The following is a 1,711-nucleotide window of genomic DNA, read 5'->3' as shown; positions in this document are numbered from 1 at the left end:
TTTTATCTGGCGCTCAATTTCTTGTCGCTCTTTTCTTGTCTTCTCTAAAGCTTCTTGCTTTTGCTTCATTGCTAGTGCCTCTTTTGCTGCTTTAGATAGTGTCTCTTTTTCTTGCTTTATTGCATCAAGAATTTTTTGCTGCTCTTTTACTAGCTGTGCAAGCTTTGCCTCTTCAGCTTTTTGAGATTTTTCAATCTTTTTGAGGTTGGCACCTATCTGTCGCTCTAGATTTGATTTTTCTTTTTGAATTTCTTTTAGTAATGACTTGTCTTTGTTTACAGTACTGAGAATCTTTTGTTTTTCAGACTTTATCGAGTCAAGTGCTGCTTCTTTTTGTGCAAGATTTGCTGCGAGTTTATTTTGCTCATCGAGGCTAAGCTTTGCAGACTGGATATCACCCACCATGCTCTGTCGAGCCTGAGTTAGTTGTTGTAGTTGCTGCTCTTCAGCTTGTTTTGATTCGTCGATTTTTGCAAGGTTTGTTTGTATCTGTTTTTGAATCTTTGATTTTTCTTTTTGAATTTCTTTTAGGAGAGATTTGTCATTTTTTACTTCAGATAGAATCTTTTGTTTTTGTAGTTTTATTTCATTTAGTGATATCTCTTTTTCATCCAGAGTGGTTGTGAGTTTGTTTTGCTCATAGAGCTTTGTCTTTTCTTGTAGAACTTGGTTTGCAATCTCTTGTCTTTCTTTTTGGATTCGCTCAAAGACTTCTTCTTGTGCTAAAATTGCTTGAAGGATGCGGTCTTGCTCTTCTACTTTGCTTTTTTCTGTCTTTAGCTGGGCTTCAATCTTTTGTCTTTTTGCTCTAGCAGACTGGGATTTTTTCTCATACTCTGTCTTTGTCTTTTGTAATTCGCTCTTTTGAGTTTGAATTTGTTTATCAATTGATGCTTGCTGGGACTGTAATTCTTTTGAGATTCTCTCTCGCTCACTTTTTGCTTGCTCTAGTTCTATTTGTCGTTCTTTGATTTGCTCTGCAAGTTTTGTTTGCTGTTCTATTTGCTGTCGCTCTTGTGAGATTTTAGCTTCGAGTCTTTGTTTTTCTATTGCAACTCGTTTTTCATACTCTTCGCGATTTAGAATTATTTGCGTTAGCCTGTTTTGTTTCTCATCTAGGCGTCTGCGCTCTTCTTTTAGCTCTTCAATTCTCTCTGCTTCCTTTTTTATTGTCTCATAAATTCCAGATGTCTCTAAATTATCCTTGATTTCTTTTGTTGGCTTCCAATCCTTTGGCATACTGCCTCTAAGCTTTGGTTTTTCAGGAGTTGGGATGTCTTCGTGTGCTTGAATCTCTTTTTGCTCTTTTTTTGTCTGCTCTATTTTTTCTTCAACTTGTTTTTGCTCTGTTTTTTTCTCTGCAATTGTTTTTTCTAGTGATAAAATCTTATCATTTGCCTTGTTTAGTTTGTCTCGAAGATTTACAACTTCAGAGGCTTCCTTCATTATCTGCTGTTGCGTTGGAGTCTCTAGCTCATCTGCAATGTTTGTAATTACTTGGGCGAATTTTTTCTCTTTGAACTCTAATTTTTCATCAAGGTATTTTCTATCTGACTTGAAGAGTTCTTTTCCACGGTCCAGCATTCTATAGATGTGCTCAAGGCGCCCTGGGTCTCCAATTCCAGAATTAATTAACTCTCTAATTGATTCAAGTAAGTTTTCTTCTTTTGGTGCAGGCTCATCAGGAATTTCTACATTGACTAGCTTTGAG

At 36.3% G+C, this 1,711-nt stretch carries 1 protein-coding gene; it reads right to left on the bottom strand.

Annotated elements, in window-relative coordinates; translation table 11 throughout:
* Window positions 1-1,711: hypothetical protein (locus tag C6988_RS08525; protein ID WP_182134662.1), on the bottom strand; the 1,711-nt coding region annotated here is incomplete at both ends.

The sequence above is a fragment of the Nitrosopumilus sp. b1 genome (genome assembly GCF_014078545.1).
Classification (GTDB): Archaea; Thermoproteota; Nitrososphaeria; order Nitrososphaerales; family Nitrosopumilaceae; genus PXYB01.
Note: the sequence above shows the minus strand (reverse complement) of the source record. Positions and strands in the feature narration are given on the sequence as shown.